Origin of the sequence: Gordonibacter pamelaeae (assembly GCF_003340385.1) — a bacterium.
Lineage (GTDB): Bacteria > Actinomycetota > Coriobacteriia > Coriobacteriales > Eggerthellaceae > Gordonibacter > Gordonibacter pamelaeae.
This window is the reverse complement of the sequence record NZ_PPTS01000002.1, coordinates 371881-390911: the sequence shown is the minus strand read 5'-3', so window position 1 is coordinate 390911 and position 19031 is coordinate 371881. Positions and strand designations below refer to the sequence as shown.

General features: G+C 67.5%; 14 protein-coding genes. 9 read left to right on the top strand and 5 right to left on the bottom strand.

The window, feature by feature from the left end; genetic code table 11:
• Window positions 1-43: 43 nt before the first annotated feature.
• Both C1877_RS04325 and C1877_RS04320 read right to left on the bottom strand, forming a co-directional pair.
• Window positions 44-937: a hypothetical protein gene (locus C1877_RS04325; protein ID WP_147274501.1), complete on the bottom strand. Its 894-nt coding sequence runs from the start codon at window positions 935-937 to the stop codon at window positions 44-46.
• Window positions 924-1433: an RNA polymerase sigma factor gene (locus C1877_RS04320; RefSeq protein WP_227155042.1), complete on the bottom strand. Its 510-nt coding sequence runs from the start codon at window positions 1431-1433 to the stop codon at window positions 924-926. The genes C1877_RS04325 and C1877_RS04320 overlap by 14 nt, the downstream gene beginning before the upstream one ends.
• A 661-nt stretch (window positions 1434-2094) precedes the next feature.
• Here C1877_RS04320 and C1877_RS04315 point away from each other — a divergent pair.
• Complete coding sequence (locus C1877_RS04315) at window positions 2095-4047, top strand: RecQ family ATP-dependent DNA helicase (RefSeq protein ID WP_114568479.1); 1953 nt, start codon at window positions 2095-2097, stop codon at window positions 4045-4047.
• A 69-nt stretch (window positions 4048-4116) separates the two neighbouring features.
• Here C1877_RS04315 and C1877_RS04310 read toward each other — a convergent pair whose 3' ends face one another.
• The 3 genes from C1877_RS04310 to C1877_RS04300 are packed head-to-tail and all read right to left on the bottom strand — an operon-like array spanning window position 4117 to window position 6309.
• Complete coding sequence (locus C1877_RS04310; RefSeq protein ID WP_114568478.1) at window positions 4117-5175, bottom strand: DUF4097 family beta strand repeat-containing protein; 1059 nt, start codon at window positions 5173-5175, stop codon at window positions 4117-4119.
• On the bottom strand, window positions 5159-5998 hold the full coding sequence (locus tag C1877_RS04305) for a DUF1700 domain-containing protein (RefSeq protein WP_114568477.1): 840 nt from the start codon (window positions 5996-5998) through the stop codon (window positions 5159-5161). Before C1877_RS04305 ends, C1877_RS04310 begins: the two co-directional genes overlap by 17 nt.
• On the bottom strand, window positions 5995-6309 hold the full coding sequence (locus C1877_RS04300; RefSeq protein ID WP_015540377.1) for a PadR family transcriptional regulator: 315 nt from the start codon (window positions 6307-6309) through the stop codon (window positions 5995-5997). The genes C1877_RS04305 and C1877_RS04300 overlap by 4 nt, the downstream gene beginning before the upstream one ends.
• Window positions 6310-6923: 614 nt before the next feature.
• On the opposite strand from C1877_RS04300, the gene gatC reads away from it, so the two are divergent.
• The 8 genes from gatC to hisZ all read left to right on the top strand — a co-directional run bounded on the left by gatC (window position 6924) and on the right by hisZ (window position 19027).
• Window positions 6924-7235 (top strand): Asp-tRNA(Asn)/Glu-tRNA(Gln) amidotransferase subunit GatC, encoded by a 312-nt coding sequence (gatC, locus tag C1877_RS04295; protein ID WP_041239741.1) that lies wholly within the window; start codon window positions 6924-6926, stop codon window positions 7233-7235.
• Window positions 7235-8740 (top strand): Asp-tRNA(Asn)/Glu-tRNA(Gln) amidotransferase subunit GatA, encoded by a 1506-nt coding sequence (gene gatA / locus C1877_RS04290; RefSeq protein WP_114568476.1) that lies wholly within the window; start codon window positions 7235-7237, stop codon window positions 8738-8740. Before gatC ends, gatA begins: the two co-directional genes overlap by 1 nt.
• Window positions 8741-8742: 2 nt before the next feature.
• Window positions 8743-10317: an Asp-tRNA(Asn)/Glu-tRNA(Gln) amidotransferase subunit GatB gene (gatB, locus tag C1877_RS04285; protein ID WP_015540376.1), complete on the top strand. Its 1575-nt coding sequence runs from the start codon at window positions 8743-8745 to the stop codon at window positions 10315-10317.
• Window positions 10318-10399: 82 nt separating this feature from the next.
• Entirely contained in the window at window positions 10400-11914 is a 1515-nt protein-coding gene (locus tag C1877_RS04280) for an alanine/glycine:cation symporter family protein (RefSeq protein ID WP_015540375.1), read from the top strand.
• A 148-nt stretch (window positions 11915-12062) separates the two neighbouring features.
• The gene (locus C1877_RS04275; RefSeq protein ID WP_015540374.1) at window positions 12063-12347 is read left to right on the top strand and encodes a hypothetical protein; all 285 of its coding nucleotides are present in this window, start codon (window positions 12063-12065) and stop codon (window positions 12345-12347) included.
• Between the two features lie 219 nt (window positions 12348-12566).
• The gene (locus tag C1877_RS04270; protein WP_015540373.1) at window positions 12567-15794 is read left to right on the top strand and encodes a hypothetical protein; all 3228 of its coding nucleotides are present in this window, start codon (window positions 12567-12569) and stop codon (window positions 15792-15794) included.
• A gap of 207 nt (window positions 15795-16001) precedes the next feature.
• Window positions 16002-16919 (top strand): DUF2797 domain-containing protein, encoded by a 918-nt coding sequence (locus C1877_RS04265; protein ID WP_114568475.1) that lies wholly within the window; start codon window positions 16002-16004, stop codon window positions 16917-16919.
• A gap of 203 nt (window positions 16920-17122) precedes the next feature.
• Window positions 17123-19027: an ATP phosphoribosyltransferase regulatory subunit gene (gene hisZ / locus C1877_RS15615; protein WP_244909789.1), complete on the top strand. Its 1905-nt coding sequence runs from the start codon at window positions 17123-17125 to the stop codon at window positions 19025-19027.
• Window positions 19028-19031 lie beyond the last annotated feature (4 nt).

Below are 19031 nucleotides of genomic sequence, written 5' to 3'. Positions count from 1 at the left end.
TCCGCGCGATGGCTGCGTGCGGCTCCGGGCGCAGAAGCCCGCGCTACGCGGCTTCGTCGGCCCAGTAGCAGGCGGCGTCGCCCGGATAGCGCACGGCGTAGGGATGCGCGTCGCTCGCCGAGGCGAAAACCGTGCAGGTCACGGCAGGCCCTCCGGCGCCGTCGGAGGCGGTCGCCTGCTCGATCGCGGCGCCCACGAGGGCCGGGTTGGCGGCGAGGGGCTGTCCCGCCTCGTCGGTTGCGATGTGTAGGACCTGGCCGGAGGCGAGCGTGACGAGCGGGCAGCGCGCGCCGGCGCCGGTGCTGTCGCCGGAAGAGCTCTCGTTGACCGAACCGTCGGAGGAGGGCGCCTCTGCAGAGCCGCCGGACGGGGGCGCGCCCGCGGAGCCGTCGTCTCGGCTTGCCTCGGGTGCGCCGTTCGCGGCTCCGTCGGACGCCGAGCCGAGGTCTTCGGAAGCCGCGCTGTCCGAGATGCTGGCAAGCTCCCCGGACGACGAGGCGGTCCCGCTGCCCGCTGCTCCCTGCAGGCTGCCGTTCAGCTGTGCGGCGACGAGGCCTTGATAGGCGAGCGCGCCCACTCCGGCCAGCAGCACCAGGCACGCCGCCGCCGGAAGCAGCACCTTTCCTGCGCGCAGGCGCCGCGCACCGCGCACCGCGCCCGTCCGCTCGACCGGGCCGCGCCGTGCCAGATCGGCTGCAGCTGCGCCGTCGCCGCAGGTTGCGATCAGGGCGGCGAGCATGCGCTCCTCGGCTGCGGCGGACGGTCCCATGCGGTCGAAGGCGCTTGCGATAACCGCGTCGAGCCCCGGTTCGCAGAAGGGGGCTTCCGCCGCCTGGCGTGCGCCGGGCGCATCCGCGGCGATAGCCGGCGCGGGGGCCTGCTCGTCCTCGAAGGGGTCCTCGACGGTGAAAAGGTCCTTGCGGTCACGGTCGTTCACGGCGCTCACCTCCCAACATGGTCTTAAGCAGCGCGCGGGCCTCGCTCAAGTGGCTGCGCACCGTCGAGGCGGGCGTGCCGGTGATGAGCGCGATGTCGGCGGTGCGGTACCCTTCGTAGTAGTACAGGTACACGCACGTCTTGTACTTAGGGGGAAGGGCGAGCACCGCCTCGAGCGTCTCGTCGCCGCCGACGGCCGTCCGGTCGTCGGGCACGTCGTCCGGCAGCTCCGCGGCGCATCGGCGCGCCGCGCTCTTCAGCACGTCGCGGCAGTGGTTCTGGGCGCACACGATGAGCCACGCCTTCTCGTGCTCGGCATCGTTGAAGCGCCGCGGCTTGCCGAGCAGCTTCGCGAACACGGTCTGCACCGCATCCTCCGCATCGGCCGCGTTGCCGAGATAGGTATAGCACAGGCGGTAGACCGTCTTCGCATGGCGGCGGAACACCGCGGCTATGTCGTCGTTCTTCGGCAGGTTCTCCCTTTCTGCCCCTAACACGATCGCAGGGGCGGAAATGTCGGGAAACCGGCATACTTTTTTGCGCGCGATTGCCTTGTTCCCCGCTACGGACAGTGTAGCGGATGCGTAGGCGATGGAGGGAAGCGGCTCGGGCCGTGTCAGGTCCCGCTCGCCAACCGTCGAAATGCCGTTCGAATCTTGCGCGGCAACCGTGGGGATCTTGCAGGGATCAAGCAGATTGCCGGCTCAAATTCTAAACGAGATACCGCCTGATCAAACAGCAAAAATTGAAGACGCTTCACCATGTGAAACCAGTGCGGAACGTGCTAGAATGCCTCGCGACAGCGGTGTCCGCTTCCAGCGGGTGACGCCTTAGAGATAAGGAGGACCCTATGGATAGTTTCAACCTGATCGCAGGACTCTGTTCCATCTTGTCATTTCTTCTGGCAGCCTACGACTGGTCGCAGCGAAAACGGAAAGCGAGGGGCAAGGCGAAACGAGCACCAAAAAGGCGGTCGAGCTAGCACTCTGACCGCCTAACCAAGTCCCGCGTCACCCGCCCGGACTTCCAACCCCGCGGGCACCGCTGACACCCTGCATTATACACACCGCAACGCCCGGCGCAAGCCCGTCTTTTCGGCCGTTTGCGGTATGATGGCGTGACGAGCGAGGGCGCGAGCGCCCGGAGAGGGAAGGGCCCATGGTTGGGGAGTCGGCTGCGAAAGCGGCACTGCGGGAGCATTTCGGCTACGAGGAGTTCCGTCCGGGGCAGCAGGGCGTGGTGGAGGCGATCCTTGCCGGCCGCGACGCGCTCGCGGTCATGCCCACGGGCGCGGGAAAGTCGGTGTGCTACCAGGTGCCCGGCATCGTGCTGCCGGGGCTCGCGCTCGTGGTGAGCCCGCTCGTGTCGCTCATGGGCGACCAGGTGCGCGCGCTCCTCGACGCGGGCGTGCGCGGCGCCTACCTCAACTCCACGCTCACGCCCGGCCAACAGGCCACCGTGCTGCGCCGTGCGCTGGCGGGCGCCTACCAGATCATGTACGTGGCGCCGGAGCGCCTGGCCGACCCGCGCTTCCTCGAGTTCGCACGCGAGGCCGCCATCCCGCTCGTGGCCGTGGACGAGGCGCACTGCGTGTCGCAGTGGGGGCAGGACTTCCGCCCGTCGTACCTGGCCGTGGGCGACTTCATCGAGCAGCTGCCGAATCGGCCCGTCGTGGCGGCCTTCACGGCCACGGCCACCGAGCGCGTGCGCCGCGACATCGTGCGCCTGCTCGACCTGCGCGACCCCTACGAGGTGGTCACGGGGTTCGACCGTCCGAACCTGTACTTCGGCGTGGAGCGCATGGAGCCCAAGCGCAAGCTCGCCTGGATCGGGGGCTACGCGCTGGCGCACCCGGGCGACTCGGGGATCGTGTACTGCTCCACCCGCAAGGACACCGACAAGGTGCACGCCGCGCTCGTCGCCGCCGGCGTGCGGGCGGCGCGCTACCATGCCGGCATGCCGGCCGCCGAGCGCGCCGAGAGCCAGCGGGCGTTCATCGCCGACGACGCGCCGGTCATGGTGGCTACGAACGCGTTCGGCATGGGCATCGACAAGTCGAACGTGCGCTATGTGGTGCACCACAACATGCCCGGCAGCATCGAGGCGTACTACCAGGAGGCCGGGCGCGCCGGGCGCGATGGCGAGCCGTCCACGTGCATGCTCCTGTGGAGCGACGGCGACGTGTCCACCTGCCGCTTCTTTATCGAGCAGGAGTCGGGCAACGAGGAGCTCACCCTCGAGGAGGCCGACGCCGTGCGCGCCTCGCGCCGCCGCTTGCTGGAGGCCATGGTGGGCTACTGCCATACCACGGGCTGCCTGCGCAGGTACATCCTCAAGTACTTCGGCGAGGACGAGATGGCTCCCGCGGAGGCTCGGGGCAGGGTTCAGGAGGCTTACGTCGCGCTCGACGAGCCCGCGGGCGGCGTCGGGACTCCCGCCGACGGCTGCAACAACTGTTCCAACTGCGAAGGGGTCTTCGATGCCGTGGACGTCACGAATACGGCGCGCGCGGTCATGCGCTGCGTGCAGGAGCTGCGCGGGCGCTTCGGCAAGGGGCTCGTGGTGGACGTGCTGCGCGGGACGAAGAGCGCGAGGGTGCTGGACCTGCACCTGGACGAGGCGGCCAGCTACGACACGGTGGATGCCTCCGCCGCACAGGTTAAAGAAGTCATCGAGCTTCTGGCCGCCGGGGGCTACCTCGTCATAACCGAGGGAACGTACCCCACGGTGGGCCTCGGCCCGCGCGCCCGCGAGGCGGCGGGGGAGGGCTTCTCGCTCACCATGAAGAAGGTCGTGCGCAAGGCCGACCGCGTGCGGAGTGCCGGGGCGGGCGCCGGCCGCGCGTTCGGCGCCTCGGGCACGGCGGCCGCGTCGGGCGAGGCCGACCCGGAGCTGTTCGAGCGCTTGCGCACGCTGCGCAAGCGCTTGGCCGACGAGGCCGAAGTGCCGCCCTACATCGTGTTCTCCGACGCCACCCTGCGCGACATGTGCGCCAAGCGCCCCGCCACCGAGGACGAGTTCCTGGACGTCTCCGGCGTGGGCGCCACGAAGCTCGCCCGCTACGGCGAGGCGTTCCTCGCCGAGCTGGCGGCCTGGGGGCAAGAGGGGTAACGGGCGCCGGGCGCGTGCAGCCCGCGGGCCCGGAAGGCGCCGCGGGCTGCGAGGCGTGGTCGGCCGCCCTTACGAGGCTGCAGGGGCCTTGGGCGCGGCCGGTGCCTCCGGGGCAGCCGGCGCTTGGGGTGCGGAGCGGTCTGCCGGGGCGTCTCGGTCGACGCCCTCGGAGCCGTCGAGCGTCGCGCCGTCGCGCATGAACCTCAGGTCGATGCTGCCGCTCGTGGTGCTCGCGACGATGCGCTTGGCGGCCCCCGTCGTGCCGTTCGGGGCGCTCACGTGCCCGCTCGACGAGGAGGCCGTGGTGTCGTAGTCGGCCGCCGTGCCGGCGAACAGGGCATGGATCGACCCGCTCGACGCTTCCAGCTCGACGCCCTCCGCGTCGATGACCGCCGTCTCTATGTCGCCGCTCGAGCTGCGGGCGCTCAACGTGTTCGCGCGCACGTCTCCCAGGCTCTGGTCCCCGCTCGAAGTCCTCGCCTCGAACGAGGATGCCTCCACGTCGTCGAAGGAGAGCGAGCCGCTCGATGCCCGTGCCGAGAAGGCCTCGGCCTCCACGCCAACCGCGACGATGTTGCCGCTCGAGGTCTTCAGATCGACGCTGCCTGCGCTTACGCGCATGGCCGACACGTAGCCGCTGTTCGCCGAGAGCGCTACGGACCCGAGGCCGTCGAGGTCCGCCACGTCGATGCTGCCGCTGCTCGTCTCCACGGTTAGGGAGCCCGTGTAGCTGCGCGGCACCTTCACCACGGTGGCATGGTCTTGAAAACCTACCTTCATGAACTGGAAGCCAGCAAGCGACGTGCCTCGGCCGGTTATCGCAAGCGTGCCGCCCTCGTCGACGACGTCCACGGCCTTCTCGCTGCTGGTCCAGTACACGACCTCGATGGCGTCGCCGTCGGCCGGCTCGAAGCGCACCCCCTCGTCCCGATCGCTCACCACGATGGCCGTATGGGGCGTTTCGCTCTCCGCGTCCAGCGTAAGCGTGGTCGATGCCCAGTCGCGCGTGTCGTTCGACAGGTTCTCGAAGCGGAAGTCCGCCGCGGCGAACGCCCCGAGGGCGAGCGCTGAGCCGCCGACCAGTAGAACGGTAGCGACGATCAGGACTGCTTTACGCGCGGTTGTCATGGCTCTGCGCTCCTTCCGAGGCCGGGTATCCCGCCGCAGGTGCGTTCGGCGCGGTCGGGAAGGGGACGGTGCCCTGCGCGGCGACAGGGGAGGACGCGCCGGGGCAGGGGGCTGCGGCGTAGGCGCCGCCGGGGTAGGGCGCCCCGTACGGCGGGGCGGGCGGGGCGCCGGCGGCAACCGGCACGGCCGGCGAGCCAGGCGCGTAAGCATACGGCGGCGCGGCCGGGCCGTCCCCGCGCACCTTCTTCACGAACAGCCCCTTGATCCAGCGGGCGAACGAGTGGGTGAGCTGCACGAGCCCCTTGCTGGCGGCGAGGACGCCGAACAGGGCGAACAGCCCCAACCCCGCGGCGGCCATCCCGCAACCCAGAAGCCAGGCGGCCGTGAGCGGGTAGCCGGTGGCAAGGCACCACACCAGGCCCACGATCCCGATGGGGCCGCACAAAAGCAGCGTGGCGACGGTCGCCCACAGCGCCACGATGACCATCCAGATGGACAGGTGCACCATCAAGGCTGCCACGATCAGCGCCAGCACCAGGGGAACCCAGATGGGCGAGAACACCACGAGCAGCACCACGTTGAGCGTGCGGCTGCCGGTGTTCGCCTTGGCGATGGCCTTCGGTATGACCGGCGTCTCGGCGATGATCTGCGCGGCGATGGCTCCCACGGGCCCGAGCGCCGCCACGGCGTCGGCCTCGCTCATGCCGTCCTCCACGCGGTCGTCGATCATCTCCGAGTAGAAGGCGATCGACTGCTCCACCTCGTAGGACGGCAGCTTGCCGAGCGCGCGCCGCAGCGCGTCGGAGAACTCGGTCTTGTTCATTGTCTGGCACCTCGTTTCACGTAATCGTAGATGGAGACGACGTCGTCCCGCTCGCGCAGGAACTCGTCGATATGGCGCACGCCCGCCTCAGTGATGCGGTAGTACTTGCGCAGCCGCCCGCTGTGCTCGACGGAGTACGTCGTGAGCAGCCCTGCCGCCTCCAATCGTTTGAGCAGGGGATAGAGCGTCGACTCGGTCAGGTTCAGGATCGCGGGCACGTCTTTCACTATCTGGTAGCCGTAGGAGTCCTGCCGGTTGATCGAGGCGAGCACGCAGACTTCGAGGAAGCCTCGCTTCATCTGTGCGTCCATTGCATACCTCCTTTCGCCCGATACTATACAACGCATAGTATCGGGCGTCAACGGGTATTCAAAAAACCGATCAGCGAAAAAACTGCCGTGTCAGTTCGCCCGCTTCGCCCGTCCGCGCGCTTCGGCCTGTATTCGCATACAACGGCGGCAATCTATGTGTGTTCACCGTTTAAAGGGAATTTAAGAACAAATGTTTCACGTGAAACATGACTGATCTTCACTCCCGATGGTTTGCCGCGCCACTCGGCGGCGAAAGAGGTGGTAGGGGGTAGGTCGTGGAAACTGGGGCGTCCGGAACCTGATAAACGAAAGCACGATGCTCGGATGAATAAAAGCTCGATGGCCGTAAAAACGAAAGACGGATGATGGCCGAAAAACGAAAGACGGATAGTTGGGCAATGAAAAAACGGTTGGGAAATAATTACTTAAAAAGTTATCTTATATTTCGCGGCGGGTGCACAGGGTGCGGGCCGTTGTTTCCTTGCGTCGCCGCACCCGCAGCGAGCCTTCCTTTGCTATCATGGGCGACGTTATGTTTTCACCTGTTCCACCTTCGGTTCTGCCGGTGCTTGCCGCGGGCCGATGCGTGAAAACGAGAAGGGAAGAGCCACCCCATGACCCAACATGTAACCGAACATGATGTGCGCGACATCGCGGAGTACACGCGCATCGGCCTCACGGACGAGGAGGTTTCACAGATGACGGTCGACCTGAACGCCATCATCGACAGCCTCGCGCCCATCACCGAGTACGACCTGGAAGGCGTGGAGCCCACGTTCCACCCCATCGGCAGCCTGTCGAACGTTATGCGCGACGACGTGGAGGCACCCTCCTTCACGCAGGAGGAGGCGCTCGAGAACGCACCCAAGCAGCAGGACGGCTGCTTCCTCATCCCGTCCATCCTGGGAGAAGGGGGTGATCGCTGATGGGTGCCGCATCCGCTTCCGCGTTCGGCGCGATGGGCGCCCGCGAGATCCGCGCGGGACTCGCCGCCAAGGACTTCAGCGCGCGCGAGGTCGCCGAGGGCTCGCTCGCACGCATCGACGCTGCGAACAAGGACCTCAACGCCTTCCTCGAGACCACCGGGCAGCTGGCGCTCGACGCCGCCGCGCGCATCGACGCGGCCGTGGCCGCCGGCACGCTGGACGAGCTCGGTCCGCTGGCCGGCGTGCCCGTGGCTTTCAAGGACAATATGAACCTGGCGGGCACCCATACCACGTGCTCGTCCAAGATGCTCGAGAACTACGTCTCGCCCTTCACGGCCACGTGCGTCGAGCGCACCATCGCAGCCGGCGGCATCCCGCTCGGCAAGCTCAACATGGACGAGTTCGCGTTCGGCTCCTCCACGGAGACGAGCGCCTTCGGTCCCACGAGGAACCCGTGGGACGTCACGTGCGTGCCCGGCGGCTCGTCGGGCGGCAGCGCCGCCGCCGTGGCCGCGGGCCTGGCCACGGTCACGCTCGGCTCGGACACGGGCGGCTCCATCCGCCAGCCCGGCAGCTTCTGCGGCACGGTGGCCGTGAAGCCCACCTACGGCGTGGTCTCGCGCTACGGCGTGGTGGCCTTCGGCAGCTCGCTCGACCAGGTGGGCCCGTTCGCGCGCTCGGTGGAGGACGCGGCGCTCGCCATGAACGCCATCGCCGGACGCGACGTGCTCGACTGCACGAGCCAGGACGTCGGCACCGACTTCACGGCGAACCTCGCCGAGGGCGTGCGCGGCATGCGCATAGGCGTGGTGCCCGCGTTCATGGAGGCCAAGGGCCTCACGCCCGAGGTCAAGGCCAAGGTGGAGGAAGCCGCCGAGCACCTGCGCGCGCTGGGCGCCGAGCTCGTGGAGGTGGAGCTGCCCAACGCGCAGGCCGCCATGAGCGCCTACTACGTGCTGGGCCCCTGCGAGGCCTTCAGCAACCTGGCCCGCTTCGACTCGGTGCGCTACGGCTACTGCGATCCCGGCCATACGGACCTGAACAGCCAGTACGAGGCGAGCCGCGCCGTGGGCTTCGGCCCCGAGACGCGCCGCCGCGTGATGCTCGGCAGCTACCTCTTGTCCGCCGGCGTGTACGACCGGTACTACTATCCGGCGCAGCAGGTGCGCACGCTCATCACGCAGGACTACGCGCGCGCCTACGAGCAGGTCGACTGCATCCTTGCGCCCGTGTCGCCGCGCACGTCGTTCAAGTTCGGCGAGGTGAGCGACCCTACGGACATGTACCTGTCCGACATGTTCACCATCTCCATCAACATCGCGGGCAACGGCGGCATGAGCCTGCCGGTGGGCCTGGGCGCCGACACGCACCTGCCGGTGGGCGTGCAGCTTATCTCGCCGGCGTTCAAGGACGAGAACATGTTCCGCGCTGCCGCGGCGCTCGAGACGGTGTACGGCACGGCCCCCGTGGCGCCGGCCTTCGCCGACGGAAAGGCGGGTGAGTAGCCATGCGCAAGCTCGAAGAGGTCCTGCAAGATTGGGAGGCCGTCATCGGCCTGGAGATCCACGCGGAGCTCACGACGCTCGACACGAAGATGTTCTGCGGCTGCAAGCTGGAGTTCGGCGCCGAGCCGAACACGCACACCTGCCCCGTGTGCTTGGGGATGCCGGGCGCGCTGCCCGTGCCGAACCGCGCCGCCATCGAGTCCATCGTGCTGGCGGGCCTGGCCACGAACTGCGACATCGAGAAGCACTCGATGTTCTACCGCAAGACCTACATGTACCCCGACATGTCGAAGAACTACCAGACCACGCAGGGCCCGGTGGCCTTCTGCATGCGCGGGCACCTGGACCTCGACGTGGACGGCGCGGCCGCGAAGGAGCGCGCCGACCTGGACGGCCTTGCGGTGGGCGAGAGCCGCGGCAACGTGACGCGCACGACCGACGGCTACACCGCGCACGTGGGCATCACGCGCATCCACATGGAGGAGGACGCGGGCAAGATGGTGCACATCGGCGGCGGCGAGGGCCGCATCGCCGGCGCCACGCACTCGCTCGTGGACTACAACCGCGCGGGCACCCCGCTCACCGAGCTCGTCACCGAGCCCGACCTGCGCACGCCCGAGGAGGCGCGCCTGTTCATGCAGAAGCTGCGCCAGATCTACCTGGCGCTGGGCATCTCGGACTGCTCGATGGAGGAGGGCTCCATGCGTTGCGACGGCAACGTGAGCCTACGCCGCCGCGGGGCCAAGGAGTTCGGCGTGAAGACCGAGCTCAAGAACATGAACAGCTTCAAGAACCTCCACGACGGCCTGGCCTACGAGATCTGCCGCCAGGCGGAGGTGCTCGAGGAGGGCGGCCAGATCTTCCAGGAGACGCGGCACTGGGACCCCTCCAAGAAGCGCACCATCGTGATGCGCGTGAAGGAGACGGCCGACGACTACCGTCTGTTCCCCGACCCCGACCTCGCGCCCTACGACCTCACCGACGAGTGGATCGAGTCGGTGCGCGCCAAGCTTCCCGAGCTGCCCGACCAGAAGGCGGCCCGTTTCGAGGACGCGTTCGGCCTCACGCCCTACGACGCGCGCCACCTCGTGGAGCATCGCGAGACGGCCGACTTCTTCGAGGCGTGCATGGAACTGGCCGGCGACGAGGCGGCCAAGCTCGCGAAGCCGGTGGCTAACCTCGTCATCAACGACGTGACCGCCTACCTGAACGCGCAAGACGGCGTGAAGCTCGCCGACACGGCGCTCACGCCTGCGCGCGCTCTCGGCCTCGTGAAGCTGGTCGCCGCCGACGCCATCTCGTCCAAGCAGGGGAAGGTTGTGTTCGCCGCCATCCTCGACGAGGACAAGGACCCGGACGCCATCGTGGCCGAGCGCGGCATGGAGCAGGTGTCCGACACCGGCGCCATCGAGGCCGTGGTGGACGCCGTGCTGGCCGCGAATCCGGACAAGGTGGCCCAGTACCAGGGCGGCAAGACGGGCCTCATCGGCTTTTTCGTGGGCCAGTGCATGAAGGAGATGCGCGGCCAAGGCAACCCGAAACTCATCAACGAGCTTCTGGCGAAGAAGCTCGGCTAAAAGGATTGCGCTAGCAGACAAGGTTGCGGAGGCGCGCCAGGGGTGAGGGCGCGCCTCCGCTTTGAGGGAAAAGGGGATTCCAATGGACTTCAACGAATGGCTCGTCGGGTTCACCGGGGAGTTGAGCGGGTTTCTGTACACGTACATCCTGCTGTTGCTGCTCGTGGTGGTGGGCGTGTACTTCACCATCCGCACGAAGGCGGTGCAGCTGCGCTACCTCAAGGACATGTTCTCGCAGCTGACCGAGAAGAAGCATGTGGAGGGCGAGCGGTCCATCTCGTCGTTCCAGGCGCTCATGGTGTCCACGGCGTCGCGCGTGGGCACGGGCAACATCGCCGGCGTGGCCACGGCCATTGCGACCGGCGGCCCGGGCGCCGTGTTCTGGATGGGGCTCATGGCCATCGTCGGCGCGGCGTCGGCGTTCGTTGAGTCCACGCTCGCCCAGATCTGGAAGGTGCGCGGCAAGGAGGGCGAGTTCCGCGGCGGCCCCGCCTACTACATCGAGCAGGCGCTCGGGAAGCGCTGGCTGGGCATCCTGTTCGCCGTGCTGCTCATCCTGTGCTTCGCGTTCGGGTTCAACGGGCTGCAGGCCTTCAACGCCACGTCGTCGCTCGAGTACTACATCCCCGACTACGCTACGAACGGCGCGGCCATCGCCTGCGGCATCGTGCTGGCGGTGATGACGGCGTTCGTCATCTTCGGCGGGGCGAAGCGCATCAGCGTCATCACCTCCATCATCGTGCCCATCATGGCCGTCGGCTACATCGCCATCGCGGTGTGGACCACCATCGCCAACATCGGCGAGCTGCCGAAGGTGTTCGGCATGGTGCTCGCCTCGGCGTTCGACTTCCAGGCCATCTTCGGCGGGTTCGCAGGCTCGGTCGTGATGCTGGGCATCAAGCGCGGCCTGTACTCCAACGAGGCCGGCATGGGTTCCGCGCCCAACGCCGCCGCCACGGCCAGCGTGTCGCATCCCTGCAAGCAGGGCCTCGTGCAGAGCCTGTCCGTGTACATCGACACGCTGCTCATCTGCACGTGCTCGGCTATGATGGTGCTCGTGTTCTACGTGCAGGACCCCGAGGCCGCCGCCGCGCTCAACGGCATGCCGCTCGTGCAGATGGCGGTGAACAACTCGGTGGGCGAGATGGGCATCCACTTCATCACGTTCGCCATCTTCGCCTTCGCGTTCTCCAGCCTCATCGGCAACTACTTCTACGCCGAGAGCAACCTGCGCTTCATCAAGGGCAACAGCAGGGCGCTCTTGTTCGTGTTCCGGATCGTGTGCCTGGGCATCATCTTCTACGGAGCGGTGAACAGCTTCGACCTCGCATGGAACCTTGCCGACATCTTCATGGGCTTCATGGCTATGGTGAACCTCGTGGCCATCATGCTTCTGGGGAAGTGGGCGCTCAAGGTGCTCGACGACTACACGGCGCAGCGCAAGGCGGGCAAGGACCCGGTGTTCGTGGCGGACACCATCGAGGGGCTGCCGCCCACCGAGTGCTGGCATGTGGAGGAGCTGAAGGAGTACGGCAAACCGCCGGTGAAGGAATATCTGGACGACCAGATAGAGGTAGAGTACGCGGGGCTGAACTGACGGCGGCGCGTGTTCTTCGTCGGGCGCGTGGGCGGTGGTCTGGCGTTCCGGTAACGGAATGCCAACGCCCAGCGCCCGGCACGCCAACGTGGTAGGATGGCAGGAAACGCGGAAGCGCGCGGCTGCGCGCTCGAGGGAAGGGAGCGGCATGGCTGACGAGAGTCGACGCGCGGGCGACTGGCAGCGCAAGGACCTGCGCCAGAACGCGAACGACCTGATGGAGGACCCCAACCCGAAGAAATGGCACCAGCAGACGTTCTGGATCGTGTTCTTCCTGCTCGTCTTTTGGCCGGTGGGCATCGTGCTGGTGTGGCGCAGCGGTTGGCACGTGGTGGCCAAGGTGCTCGCAAGCGTCTACGTGGTCGTGGCCGTGTACTTCTCCTACAACATGTTCCTGACCGTTCAGGCAATGCAGGCAGCCGGCATGGCGTAGCGTCGAATTCGTTTCGAGCGGGAGCCTGTTTGTTTTCGAAAACGGTCGGTTCTGCTGCGTAATCGGTTATCGGGGCAGTGTGGGCGCTTTTATAATGGGAATGAGTCCATCCCGGTGAAAGAGACTGCCATGCTGCCTGTCGAGACGTGCCCTTCAGAATCTGTGCGATCCGATCGATTGGAAGTGCTTGCGCGATACCGCGATGCGGTAGCTTCCCGCATGCGGGCGTGCGCCTTCCTGGCTGTGGCGGTCTTGCTGGCCGCCGCGCTGCTGCCCACCCTCTGCCCGCAGGCCGCCTGGGCCGAAGGGGGTGCGGTGCCGCAGGTGGTGGGCTCGTTCGACAAAGAATCCTATGCCGCTGGCGAGGGCGCCACGGTTACGTTTCGCGTGACGAACGACGGAACGGCTGCTTGGAGCGGCGCGCGCTTGGAGGTGCGGCTGCCGCAGGGAATGAAGTTGGCCGGCGAGGGCGCGTCGACCGTTGCCGAGCGGGAGACGCTGCCTGTTGGCGAGACGCTTGAGCTGCGGGTTCCCGTTGCATTCGAGGCAGGATTTTTCGGCACGGCGCTCGCGTCTACCGGCGATGGCACGCCGGGCGCGGCCTTGGCGCTCACGGCTCTGGCGGCCGCAATCCTCGTGCTTCTGGCCGCGGGCACGCTTTCGCGCGACCGCGTGCGCGCCCGCCGGTCCCGCTCCGGCATGTCCGTTCTTCTAGCGGCGGTGCTGGTTGCAGGTCTTGCGCCAGCGCTTCCTGCCAAGGCGTTCGGCGACGAGGGCGGCTCGCCCGAACCCACGGTGTTTTTGGGGGAGGCCGTGTGCTCCTCGCCGGCCGCCACGGTAACGGCGGCGTTCACCATCCGGAATTCCAACGAAACGGCCTCCCCTGTGGCGAATGTTGCCGTGGCCGACGGGCAGGCCGTGCCCGCGAGCGCGAAGTACGCGCTGGTGGAGGTCGTTTCCGACCTTCCCTTCGCCGATGGGCTGTCCTCTGCCACCGTCAGGCTGGGCGACTCCTTCGAGGGGCTGCAGGTGACATCGGTCGAGCGCACCGGCGACAACACGGCCGTCGTTCGCGTGGAGGGCGGCGCGCCATCCGGCAGCGATGGGCTCATCGTGTTCGACGAGGGCTCCTTCACCGACGGGCGCGCCGTGGGCGGTGCCGCGGTGTCGGTGGAGGCGGCCACCCTGTCCTTCGACGCCGACGGAAGCTCTTACGGGAACGGTGCCTTCACGCTGCCGGTTTCGGTTGAGAACGGGCGCTTCGCCTGCACGGCTAGCGCGCAGGATTGGCTCTTCAGGGACGGCGCGGGGCTTGCGGCAACCTCGTTCAGCGTGGACCCCGACGACAACCGCCGGGGCACGCTCACGGTGAGAGCGGACCAGGCGATCGCGTCCGATCAAGTGGCAGCGCTGTCAGCAGCACTCGATCCGAACGCCTCGCAGCTGTTTCTTGCGCCCGCAGCGCTGGTGGGCGAAGCGGGCGCCAGCTTGGCGGCGGATGCTATCGAAGGCCGTGCGGGTACCTTGGCCGAGGCCGCGAGTGCGGTGCCTTACGGTGCGGTGGAGGCGACGGGCGTTGTCCGCAACGCCGACGGGTCGCTCACGGTGACCAGCAAAGTGACGCTCGGTGCGAAGGACGGGTCGGTGCACCTGACTGATCTGGCCCGTCAGATTATCCTGCCTGGACAAGAAAAGGAAAACGGGCTTCTGGAAAACAGCCAGGTGGAGCTCGGATCCATCTTGGACGACGGGAGAGGCTTCGACTTCACGTTCGATATCGATGCCGACACGGCGGCCAGCTGGTACGGTCCCTTCAAGGAGAGCGACCAAAGCGAGGCCGAGGCCGAGCAGCAGTTCCTTGTAGAGATCACCCAGCTCATGTGCGGCCGTGAGGTCGACCTGGTCGGCGGTGCGGTGCTAAACGCTTACGGCATACAGCAGGGCAACAGCGCGATAATCCTCTCGAATGTCTCCTCGCTCGACGAGCTGAACGGCGTAGCTGTTGCGAGCTCCTCCGAGGAAGACGCGAAAAAGGCGTTCGAGGCGCTTGAGAAGATCGTCAGCGCCATCGGATGGTTCAGCGCAGGGGGCGAAGGCGCGGCCAGCGGCATCAGCGAGCTGCTCGGCCTCATCGCCGCTATGATCGATCCGTCACCCAAGATCACGCTGCAGGACATCTACGACGAGCTGCAGCAGATGAAGGGCCAGCTGTCCCGCATGGAGACGAGCATCGACCGTATGGCGGTGGAGCTGCAGGCCGTGGACAAGCGTGCCGGGTTCGACTCGGAATGGTACGAGGTGAAGTGGCGCATCGACCACCTGAGCAGCTACGGCGGCCTGTACACCACACTCGCCAGCAAGCTGGACGCTGGCTCTGCGGATGATGATCTAGCTACGGTTATGAAGGCAAACGAGAAGCTGCTCAACCAGTACGCTAGCGCTATCGATAAGAAGGACAAGCTGCTGGGTACCACGGTGTACACCGACACGAGGAGCCTCGGCACCCTGATCCTCGGCACGGGCCAGAAAGGCATCGTGAGCGATTACTACAATTGGCTCGAAACCTACTACAACTGGGATCCCGAGACGTTCGTCGCGAAGGACGAGTACCTGGCCAGCGTCATGATGGCCTATCTCTACGGCTACGGTGCCTCCATGGCCTACCTGAACGTGAAAGCCTCGCAGGAGGATCCGGACGACCCGTTCGGCGAAGGGGACAACGCCGTATACGTCAGCTCCATGCGGGAGCTTAAGGAGCAGGCCGGGCAAGTGGTGAAGAAACTTGCCGGCGAGGTGGGAACCGACAGCAAGGGCAAGGCAACCATCGCGAAGAAATCGGCCTACCGACAGGCCACCGAACCTCTGCCGGGTGACGGTTACGCTACGGGATACGTCCGCAACCTGCTGAACAATCGCTCGTATCCGTTGGGCAAGTACATGCTGCAGGATATCTATGCGGACAAGAGCCCGAACTTCTATACCTCGGTGGAGAAGGATCGCCTGTATCCCTACACATTCAATGGCGACATCAACCTGGCCCAATTCCAGCAGATGGTGGCGAACCTGCCCCAGGTGCGCGGCCTTGGCGGAACGTATGCCGAGGTGGACAGCCTGTGGAAGGAGCTTGAGGCGCTCGGCTTCAACTTGGACGGCTGCTATGGCGGTGGCAGCAACATCGAGCATCACCCCGCTTGGTTGTACTGGCATAAGACTCCCTTGAACATGATTGCGGTGAGCGATGCCACGTACCATAAGCTGAAGGACCGCACCGCCATCGAGCATGTCCGCTCGATGACGCTCGACGTGTTCGACATGAAAACGGGTCAGGTGGTGCGCGACGTGATGGTGAGCCATCATGAGGAGCACTGGTCGTGTGGCGCTAGCGAATGGCAGTACAAGCACGACATCTACCCCGTGTGCACCATCGTGGACCATCCCTTGCATTAGGCGGGACCTCCGGCAGGCGTGCGGTTCGCGCGCCTGCCGCCTTCGGTGCCGACTCGGCGGAGCCCGACACTGCGCCATGCGCCGCATCGGCAATTCTGTGGGCTTTGCCGTCTTTCGCCGCGTCCCCCTCGCCGCTAATGCCCCTTGTGCGCTATCATTCCCTCGAAACCTGACGGAATGCATAGCAGTTAACGCGAGGTCACTTACATGGACAACATCGAAACCGGACGTGCGGCCGTGCTGGCCGGGCACGGCTGCGACGAGGACGGCCCCTACCTGCTGGTGAACGACCGCGTGCGCAACGTCCAGGTGCGCGTGAGCGTGCGGGGGCGCACGTTCTCGCTGCGCCGCCTGCCCGTGCGCCGCTGCGTGGGGCGCCACGACTTGGAGACCCATGCCAAGATGCCGTGCCCGCTGGACGTGGAGCTGCCGCCCGAGTCCAAGGTCACGGTGTGCCCGGCCTGCCAGGAGGCCACCGGGTTCAACCCCTCGTTCTACCACACGGACTTCGTCTCCCCGCAGCAGCGCGCCTACAACGCCGAGCCGCATATCGCCTATCTGGCGTACTTCTCGCCGGCGCACGTGAAGGCGGGCATCACGGCCGCGTCGCGCGGCGTCCGCCGCCTGCTGGAGCAGGGGGCGCGGGCCGGGCGCATCGTCGGGCGGTTCGACGATGCCTACGCGGCGCGCGAGCTGGAGGCGGCGCTCTGCGCGCAGCCCGGCATCGCCGAGACCATGCGCGCGTCCAAGAAGGCCGATCTGCTGGCGAACGAGCGCTTCGATGCCGCCGAGGCGGCGGCCGTGCTCGATCGCGAGGCCGCGCGCCTCGCGCAGGTGGAGGCCGTTGCGCGCGCCGGGTTCGCGCCCGAGCCGGTGCAGGACTTCTCGCCGTGCTATTTCGGCGGGCCCTCGCCCTCGTGCGACGACCTCCAGCAGCCGGATGGCGCGCGCGACGTGTGCGGCGGCCGCTGCATCGGCATGGTGGGCAGCGCCATCGTGTTCGAGCAGGGCGGCGCGAGCTTCGTCGTGTGCCTGAAAGACTGGGAGTCGCACGAGGTGGAGCTCGTGGAGAACGAGGTGCTGTGCACCTACGACTTCGCTCCCCAGCAGATGTCGCTGCTCTAGGCGAAGGCGCCGGGGCGGCGCCCGATGGGCCGTGGCCGCCCGCAGAGGGAAATTTCCTATTGCTTTATCACTCTACTGTGCTAAAGTATAGCGACGCGATGCGGAAGAGGCTGCGTGCTGCTGCAGGCGCACGGCCCAGTGGTATCATCGAGTCGAATCGCCGCGTCGCACCGGAAAACCACGAGGGAAAGAAGCGCGAACCTATGAATTACGTGACACCGGCAGGATTTCGCGATGTGCTCACGGACGAGGCGCAGCAGCGCGAGCGCATCACGCGCGCCGTGCAGGAGCGCTTCGCGGCGCGCGGCTACCTGCCTATCGAGACTCCCACGCTCGAGGTCATGGACGTCATGCGGGCGGGCGGCCGCCTGGCCGGCTCCCCGTTTCGCTTCTTCGACGCGCGCGGCGACCTTCTGGCCATGCGGCCCGACGTCACCTTGCAGGTCGCGCGCATGACGGCAACGCGCCTGGCAGGCCAGCCGGGGCCGTTCAGGTTCCGCTACCTTCAACGCGTGTTCCGCGAGGCCGAGGCGGAGATGCAGGCGAAGGCGCGCGAGCTCACGCAGATGGGCATCGAGTGCATCGGCGAGGAGGGCCCCGAGGCCGACGCCGAAGTCGTGGGCCTGCTCGCCGAGGCGCTCGACGTGGCGGGCGCGCGCGGCTACACGCTGGCGCTGGCCACGGTGGGCGTGCTGCGGGCGCTGCTCGAGGCGAGCGGGGCGCCCGCATGGTGGAAGGAGCAGGTGCTCGACGCCTACCACGTGTCGAACTTCGTGGAGCTCGACCGCCTGACGGCGCCCGCGGGCGCCGGCCCCTCTCCGGACGCGGAGCCGGGTGCGCGCGCTTCGGCGCCGCCCGTGTTCGCGGCCGCCATCCGCGCGCTGCCGCGCATCCGCGGCGGGCGCGCGGCCATCGACGAGGTGCGCGCGCTCGTGGCGCCGCTCGGCTGCGAGGACGGCCTCGATGCCTTCGCCCGCACGTACGACCTGCTGGAGGAAGCGGGCTTGGGCGAGCGCATCCTCGTGGACTTCTCGGTCATGAGCTCGTTCGACTACTATACGGGCCTCGTGTTCGAGGCGTACGCCCCGGGGCTCGGCACCCCGCTCGGCAGCGGCGGCCGCTACGACAACATGATAGCCGCCTACGGCGAGAGCCGCCCCGCCGCCGGCTTCGCGTTCTTCCTCGAGCAGGCCATGGCCGCCGCCGCGGCGGTTCCGCCGGCTTATCAGCCGGCGGAACCTGCCGACGCTGCGGCTTCCCCCGGCACCCGATCTCGCGGCGCTGCCGGAGGCTCGCGTACCGAAGTACGCTTCGCCTCCGGCATCCCCACGATCTCGAGCACCGGGGAAACCCTCGCTGACCTTGGTGGACCTGCGGACTGTCAACCTGCGCCCGGCGAACCCGCGGTTCCGGCCAGCGGGCGGTCGCTGCGCATCGCGGTGCCCAAGGGCTCGCTCAACGGCGACGCCATCGCGGCGCTCGCCGCGGCGGGGCTCGACGTCGCGGGGCTCGCGAACCCCGGCCGCCAGCTCATCATCAAGAACCCGGGCGTGGAGTACGTCATCGTGCGGCCCACCGACGCGCCGACGTTCGTGGCGCTGGGAGCGGCGGACTGCGGCATCTGCGGCAAGGACTCGCTCCTGGAAGCCGATTCGGACGTCGTGGAGCTGGTGGACCTGGCGTTCGGCGCGTGCCGCTTCGTGGTGGCCGAGCCGGCCGCCGCGGCGGGCGCGGCCGACGAGCGCTACCGCGAGCTCGGCTCCATCCGCGTGGCCACGAAGTACCCCGGCATCACCGCCGCCCACTTCGCCCGCCAGGGCCGGGAGGTGGAGATCGTGAAGCTGCACGGCAACATCGAGCTGGCGCCGCTCACCGGCATGGCCGAGCGCATCGTGGACATCACGGCCACCGGCACCACGCTCGCCGAGAACGACCTCGTGGTGGTCGAAGAGGTGCTGTCGTCGACCGCTCGGTTCTTCGCGAACGCGTGCGCGTTCCGCACCGACGAGCGTATCGTACAATTGGCCCAGGCGCTCGCGCAGGCCGTCCAGGCCGCCCCGCAGGCGCAGGACGACCCCGCGCCGCAGGCGCCGGCGAAACAAGGATAAGGAG

What these genes read in the sequence shown, in the direction of transcription:
- C1877_RS04305 (WP_114568477.1), bottom strand. Translation starts at nt 5,998, where the DNA reads ATGAACAAGACCGAGTTCTCCGACGCGCTGCGGCGCGCGCTCGGCAAG.
- C1877_RS04265 (WP_114568475.1), top strand. Translation starts at nt 16,002, where the DNA reads ATGGACAACATCGAAACCGGACGTGCGGCCGTGCTGGCCGGGCACGGC.
- C1877_RS04315 (WP_114568479.1), top strand. Translation starts at nt 2,095, where the DNA reads ATGGTTGGGGAGTCGGCTGCGAAAGCGGCACTGCGGGAGCATTTCGGC.
- hisZ (WP_244909789.1), top strand. Translation starts at nt 17,123, where the DNA reads ATGAATTACGTGACACCGGCAGGATTTCGCGATGTGCTCACGGACGAG.
- gatA (WP_114568476.1), top strand. Translation starts at nt 7,235, where the DNA reads ATGGGTGCCGCATCCGCTTCCGCGTTCGGCGCGATGGGCGCCCGCGAG.
- gatC (WP_041239741.1), top strand. Translation starts at nt 6,924, where the DNA reads ATGACCCAACATGTAACCGAACATGATGTGCGCGACATCGCGGAGTAC.
- gatB (WP_015540376.1), top strand. Translation starts at nt 8,743, where the DNA reads ATGCGCAAGCTCGAAGAGGTCCTGCAAGATTGGGAGGCCGTCATCGGC.
- C1877_RS04270 (WP_015540373.1), top strand. Translation starts at nt 12,567, where the DNA reads ATGCGGGCGTGCGCCTTCCTGGCTGTGGCGGTCTTGCTGGCCGCCGCG.
- C1877_RS04280 (WP_015540375.1), top strand. Translation starts at nt 10,400, where the DNA reads ATGGACTTCAACGAATGGCTCGTCGGGTTCACCGGGGAGTTGAGCGGG.
- C1877_RS04310 (WP_114568478.1), bottom strand. Translation starts at nt 5,175, where the DNA reads ATGACAACCGCGCGTAAAGCAGTCCTGATCGTCGCTACCGTTCTACTG.
- C1877_RS04300 (WP_015540377.1), bottom strand. Translation starts at nt 6,309, where the DNA reads ATGGACGCACAGATGAAGCGAGGCTTCCTCGAAGTCTGCGTGCTCGCC.
- C1877_RS04275 (WP_015540374.1), top strand. Translation starts at nt 12,063, where the DNA reads ATGGCTGACGAGAGTCGACGCGCGGGCGACTGGCAGCGCAAGGACCTG.